Origin of the sequence: Streptomyces longispororuber, assembly GCF_014656095.1 — a bacterium.
Taxonomy (GTDB): Bacteria; Actinomycetota; Actinomycetes; order Streptomycetales; family Streptomycetaceae; genus Streptomyces; species Streptomyces longispororuber.
This window is the reverse complement of sequence record NZ_BNBT01000258.1, coordinates 1-6,328: the sequence shown is the minus strand read 5'-3', so window position 1 is coordinate 6,328 and position 6,328 is coordinate 1. Positions and strand designations below refer to the sequence as shown.

At 73.1% G+C, this 6,328-nt stretch carries 3 protein-coding genes and 1 pseudogene; all 4 read right to left on the bottom strand.

What is annotated here, in order from left to right:
• Positions 1-241: 241 nt before the first annotated feature.
• A pseudogene (locus tag IE330_RS37425) lies at positions 242-1,288 on the bottom strand (oligopeptide/dipeptide ABC transporter ATP-binding protein); the annotation flags it as partial.
• Positions 1,275-3,308, bottom strand: coding sequence for a dipeptide/oligopeptide/nickel ABC transporter permease/ATP-binding protein (locus IE330_RS37420; protein WP_190140649.1), 2,034 nt, complete (start codon positions 3,306-3,308; stop codon positions 1,275-1,277). The pseudogene IE330_RS37425 and the gene IE330_RS37420, both read right to left, overlap by 14 nt.
• A complete protein-coding gene (locus IE330_RS37415; RefSeq protein WP_190140648.1) occupies positions 3,308-4,267 on the bottom strand; it encodes an ABC transporter permease in 960 nt (319 codons plus the stop codon). Before IE330_RS37415 ends, IE330_RS37420 begins: the two co-directional genes overlap by 1 nt.
• A gap of 42 nt (positions 4,268-4,309) precedes the next feature.
• On the bottom strand, positions 4,310-5,926 hold the full coding sequence (locus IE330_RS37410) for an ABC transporter substrate-binding protein (protein ID WP_373314827.1): 1,617 nt from the start codon (positions 5,924-5,926) through the stop codon (positions 4,310-4,312).
• Between the last annotated feature and the right edge of the window lie 402 nt (positions 5,927-6,328).

Sequence of the window (6,328 nt, the reverse complement as noted above, 5' to 3'; positions counted from 1 at the left end):
GGCGCCGCGGTCGGTCGCGGCGGCGCGGGCGGGTGGCGGGTCACGGCTGGGCGGGCGGGGTGGGCCCGGTGGGCGGGGCGGGGTGGTGCTCGGACGGGAGTGACGACGGGGGGGACGGGGGCGGCGGGGGTGCCGGGGCCGCCGACTGGGACGGCGGGGGCGACGACTGGCCCGGTGACGGTGACGGTGATGCCGGGGCCGCCGACTGCGGCGGCGGGGCCGACGGCTGGGGCGGCGGGGATGACGACTGCGCGGACTGGGCCACCAGCTCGCCCGTGGTCTCGCCCGCCCGCACCGGGTGGTGGCACCGGAAGCGGTGCGCCGCCCCGGCCTCCGCCGGGTCCGGCATGTCCGCCGCGCACACCGCGTCCGCCTTCCAGCAGCGGGTGCGGAAGGGGCAGCCGCTCGGCGGGTGCGTGGCCGACGGGACGGGACCGACGAGCGGGATGGGGTCGATGGGGTCCAGCAGGCCCGGCGTGGCGGAGAACAGGGCGCGGGTGTAGGGGTGCCGGGCCTGGTCGAGGATGTGGGCGGCGGGCGCCTCCTCGACGATGCGGCCCAGGTACATGGTGATCACCCGGTCGCTCATCCTGCGGACGGTCTGGATGTCGTGCGAGACGAAGACCAGGGCCAGGCCGAGGCGTTCCTTCAGATCGAGGAGGAGGTTCAGGATCTGGGCCCGGACCGACACGTCCAGGGCGCTGGTCGGCTCGTCGGCGACGACCAGCTCCGGCTCCAGGGCGAGGGCGCGCGCGATCGCCACGCGCTGGCGCTGGCCGCCGGACAACTGGCCCGGCAGGCCGTCCGCGAGGGCCGTCGGGAGGCCGACCAGGCCCATCAGCTCCCGTACGCGCTCCTCGCGCTCCCGGGGCGTGCCGCGCCGGTGGACGTCGAGCGGGTCGCGCAGGATCCGGCGGACGGGCAGGCGGCGGTTCAGGGCCGTCGACGGGTCCTGGAAGATCATGGCGGTGTTGCCGCCGATGGTGGTGCGGCGCTCCGGCGGCTTCATCCGCCACAGGTCGCGGCCGCGGTAGGCGACGGTCCCCGCGGTGGGGCGCTGGATGCCCACAAGCACCTTGGCCAGGGTCGACTTGCCGCAGCCGGACTCGCCGACGACCCCGACGGTCTCGCCCGGCGCGATGGTCAGGCCCGCGCCGGTGAGGGCGTACACCCGGTCGCGGGAGAAGACGCCGCCGGTGCGGGCCTTGTGGACGACGTGGGCGTCGTGCAGGGTCACCAGCGCGGTCGGCGGCGTGGTCGTCGGGGCGGTCGCCTCAGCCGCGGTCATGGATGGCCTCGCCTTCTCGGGGGTCCTCGGTGCCGCGCCCGCCCGTGGCGGGAGCCGGTGGTTCGTGGGGCGCGAGTGCCGGGTGGTGGCAGGCCGTGCGGTGCCGGTCGGTCATGCCGAGCAGGTCCGGTGTCGTCGTACGGCACAGATCGTCCGCCAGCGGGCAGCGGTCGGCGAAGCGGCACCCGGCGGGGAAGTCGGCGGGGGAGGGGACGACGCCCTTGATCTGGGTGAGGCGCTCGGCGGCGGACTCCAGGGAGAGGACGGAGCCGAGCAGGCCCCGGGTGTAGTGGTGGGTGGGGTACTCCACCAGCTCCGCGGTCACCCCGGTCTCGACGATCTGGCCGCCGTACATCACCGCCACCCGGTCCGTGACGTCCGCGACCAGCGCCAGGTCGTGCGAGACCAGGATCAGGGCGAAGCCCAGCTCCTCGCGCAGCCGCAGCAGGAGCTGGATGACCTGGGCCTGGACGGTGACGTCCAGCGCGGTGGTGGGCTCGTCGGCGACGACGAGCTTCGGGTCGCGGGACAGGGCCATCGCGATGAGCACGCGCTGGCGCTGGCCGCCGGACAGCTCGTGCGGGTAGCTGCGCAGCGTGCGGTCCGGGTCGAGGCCCACGAGGGAGAGCAGCTCGGCGGGGGTGCGGCGGCCGCCGCGGCGCACGACCTGCTTGAGCTGGGCGCGTACGGTCATCGCCGGGTTCAGGGAGGACAGGGCATCCTGGTAGATCATCGCCATGTCGTGGCCGAGCAGCCTGCGCCGGGCCCGCCGGTCCAGGCCGATCAGCTCCTGCCCGGCGAAGGTGACGTGCCCGCGCACCCGGGCGCCCTTGGGCTCCAGGCCCATCACGGTCAGGGCGGTCAGCGACTTGCCGCAGCCCGACTCGCCGACCAGGCCGAGGACTTCGCCGGGCCGGACCTCGAAGCTGATGCCGTCGACGATGTCGACGCCCTCGTGCCGGGCGGCGAAGCCGATGGCCAGGTCCCGTACGGCGAGGACGGGCTCGCCCTCGGGCAGGGGCCGCGCGCGGGCGCGCAGCCGGGCGGCGGCCTCGGCGAGGCCGGGCAGCTCCAGGACCTCGCCGCTGCCGGGCTCGGGGGCCTCCACCGCGTCCTCGGCGCGGGCCCGCGCGACCTCGCGCCCCGAGGGCGCGGCCCAGGCGTCGGAGACGCCCTCGGACAGGACGTTCAGCGACAGGACGGTCAGGAGCATCAGCAGCCCGGGGAAGACCGTCGCCCACCAGCCGCCGATGAGCACCATGTTCTTCCCGTCGGCGATGACGCTGCCCCAGGACGGGTCGGGGGGCCGCACGCCGGCGCCGATGAAGGACAGCGACGCCTCGAACACGACGGCCTCGGCGACCTGCACGGTGCAGAAGACGAGGACGGGCGCGGCGCAGTTGACGGCGACGTGCCGGATCAGGATGTGCGGGGTGCGGGCGCCGACGACGCGCTCGGCGGTGACGTAGTCCTCGCCGTACTGGTCGAGCACGTTCGCGCGCACGACGCGGGCGACGGGCGGGGTGAACAGGAACGCGATGGCGCAGATCAGGACGGTGATGCCGCCGCCGAAGACGGCGACGAGGACGGCGGCGAGGGCGATGCCGGGGAAGGCCATGACGATGTCGAGGAGCCGCATGAGGGTCTCGTCCACGGCCTTGCGGGAGGTGGCGGCGATCGCGCCGATCAGCGAGCCCGCGGTCAGCGCGAGCAGGGTCGCGCCGAGCCCGATGGCCAGCGACCAGCGGGCGCCGTACATCAGCCGGGAGAGGATGTCCCGGCCGAGGCTGTCCTGGCCCATCCAGTGGTCGGCGGACGGGTGCCCGGTGCCGTCGACGAGCGAGTACTGCTCCAGCGGGTCGTGCGGGGCGAGCAGCGGCGCGCACAGGGCGACGAGGACGACGACGGCGAGCACGCCGACCGCGATCCGGGACAGCACGGGCAGCTTGCGCAGCGACCGCGGCCTGAGGCCCGGCCGGGCCAGGCGTTCGGTGAGCGCCTTGCGCGAGGCGAACAGCATCAGGAGGTCCCCCTCAGGCGCGGGTTGACCAGGAGGTAGAGGATGTCGATGACGAGGTTGACGACGACGAAGCCGACGGCGGTGGTGATGACGACGCCCTGGACGACGGCGGGGTCGCCGTTCTTCACGGCCTCGATCATGAGCTTGCCCATGCCGGGCAGCGAGAAGATGGTCTCGGTGACGACGGCGCCGCCGAGCAGGTAGCCGACGCGCAGGCCGAGCACGGTGAGCGGGTTGATGAGGGCGTTGCGCAGGACGTTGCGGCCGACGACCACGACCGGGGGCAGGCCGCTGCCGATCGCCGTGCGGACGTAGTCCTTGTCGAGCTCCTCGACGACGGCGGTGCGGATGATGCGGGTCATCTGCGCCGCCACCGGCAGGGACAGGGAGAGCGCGGGCAGCGTCATCGTCTTCAGCCAGCCGGTGAAGGAGTCGTTCGGGTTGATGTAGCCGCCGGTCGGGAACCAGCCGAGTTCCACCGCCAGGTACTGGATCATCAGCAGGGCCAGCCAGAAGCCGGGCGCGGCCACGCCGGTCAGGGACACCACGCGGATGATCTGGTCGGGCAGCCGGTCGCGGTAGATCGCGGCGGTCACGCCGAGCAGCAGCGAGACGACGACGGCGATGCCGAGCCCGAGGAAGGTGAGCTGCATCGTCAGCGGCAGGGCCGTGGTGACCTGGTCGACGACCGGGGAGCGGGTCAGGACGCTGATGCCCATGTCGCCGCGGACCAGGTCGCCGACGAAGTCGACGTACCGCACCGGCAGCGGGTCGAGCAGGCCGTTCTCCTCGCGGAACCGGTGCAGTTGCTCCGGTGTGGGGTTGGCGCCCTGGAAGAACGCCGACGCCGGGTCGACGTCGGAGAACCGCATGACCAGGAACACGAACAGGACGATGCCGAGCAGCAGCGGCACGAGCAGGGCGACGCGGCGGAGCAGGATGCGCAGGATCGCGGTCACGGGGTACGGCTCCTCACCTTCGGGGCGGTGGCGCGCCCCCGCTCACACCCACTGGGCCTGGAGGACGTTGATGCCGGGGTAGGGCTGGGGCCTTATGCCGCTGAGACGCCGGGGGTTCCAGGCCGTCATCAGCTCGTTGTGGACGACCGGGTAGAGCACGGCCTGTTCGGCGACGATGTCGATGTAGTCCTGGACCATCGTCTTCTTGCGCGATGCGTCGGGCTCGCGCGTCGCCTCGTCCATGCGCCGGAACAGCTCCTTGGCGCGGGCGTCGCCGGCCCAGCGGGCGTAGCCCATCCAGATGTTGTCGCGGCCGTAGTTGTAACGCATGATCAGGTCCGCGTCGAGGCCGAACTGGTTGGGGTTCGAGACGGCCGCGACGACCTGGTAGTCCCGCCTCTGGTCCAGCTTGGTGAAGACGGCCGTGGTCTCCTGCGGGTCGAGCGTGGTCCGTACGCCGACGGCGTCCCAGGAGGCCTTGATGGTGGGCAGGCAGTCGGTCAGCCAGCTCACGTTCACGGCCATCAGGTTCACCCGCAGGCCGGAGACGCCGGCCTCCTTCAGCAGCTTCTTCGCCTTCTTCGGGTCGTACCCGTACACGGTCCTGGCCGGCCGGTAGCTGGGGTTGCCCTCGTTCAGGAACGAGGTGGCGGGCTTGCCGTGGCCCTTCAGCGCGACCTCGATGATCTTCTCGCGGTCGATGGCGTAGTGCAGGGCCTGGCGCACCCGTACGTCGCCGAAGGGCTTGTGCGCGGTGTTGAACAGCAGGAAGAGGTTGTTCATGCCGGCGCCGCCCTCGACGGTCAGACCGCCCGACTTGAGCTGCTCGATGTTGGCGTACGGGATGTTCTCGGCGATCTGGGCGTCCGCGCTGCCGCCGGAGATCTTGGCGACGCGGGGCGCGGCGTCCACGATGGACAGCCAGTTCATCCTGCGGAACGCGGCCTTGCGGGGGCCGTTGTAGTCGTCGAACGCCTCGAAGGTCGTGTTGGACTTCGGGTGGTGCGCGGTCTGCCGGTACGGGCCCGAGCCGATGGCCTTGCCCTTGGTGGCCTCCTCCCACGCGCCCGGCCTCGCGTACACGTGCTTCGGCATGATCTTGGCGAGGTTGAGCCGGGCCGCGCCGTCCGGGAAGGGGAACTTCAGGAGCAGCTCGACGGCCCGCGCGTCGGTCTTGCGCACCTCCTTGAGCCAGCCCGCGAAGAAGTTCTTGCCGAGGGACTGGGTGTCCGGGTCGAGGATGCGGTCGAAGACGAAGACGACGTCGTCGGCGGTGACGGGCTTCCCGTCGTGCCACTTCGCCCCCGCGCGCAGCTCGAACCTCCACGTGGTGGCCTCCAGGTCGCTCGGCACGGCGGTGGCGAGCTGCGGGTAGGGCTCCCGGCTGATCGGGTCGGTGCCGAGCAGCGCCTCGTAGATGTGCTCGTTGCCGGCCATGGCGAACGCCGACGCCGTCTGCGTGGGGTCCCAACTGCCGTCGTTGCCGTAGCCGATGACCGCCGTCAGCGTGCCGCCGCCGCCCCCGACCTCGTTCGTCGACTCGGGCCCGCCGCACGCGGCGAGCCCGCCGCCGAGGCCCGCGGCGGCGCCCAGGGCCCCGGTGTACCTGAGGAAGGACCGCCGTCCGGGCCCTTCGCCGTCACGTGTCACGGGGGTCAGGTCGCTCACGAGTGCCTCCCTGAGGGGGCGGGGAGGGAAGCTCCCCACGTACCGGTACGGGTGGTGGTCAAGGGGGTCGAGGGGGTCGAAGGGGGATCGGGGGGTGCGGGACGCGCGGTGCGGGTCGGGGGTCCGGGCGGGGTGGCGGAGCGCGCCGCGCCTAAGAGGTCGGACGTCCTACGTCGTACTGGCCCAGCGACGATAGGAGCGGCACAGGGCCTGGTCAAGGTGTCCGACGGGGGTGTTTCGGGACGAGGGCGAGGAGAACGGGCGGCCCGGGTGGCGGGGCGGTCGCCGGGGTCGCGTGGGGCGTCGCGGGGGTGGTGGTCCGGCGCGGCGGGAGGGCCGCCGGGGTGCCGCGGGTGGTGGTCCGGCGCGGCGGGAGGGCCGCCGGGGTTCCGT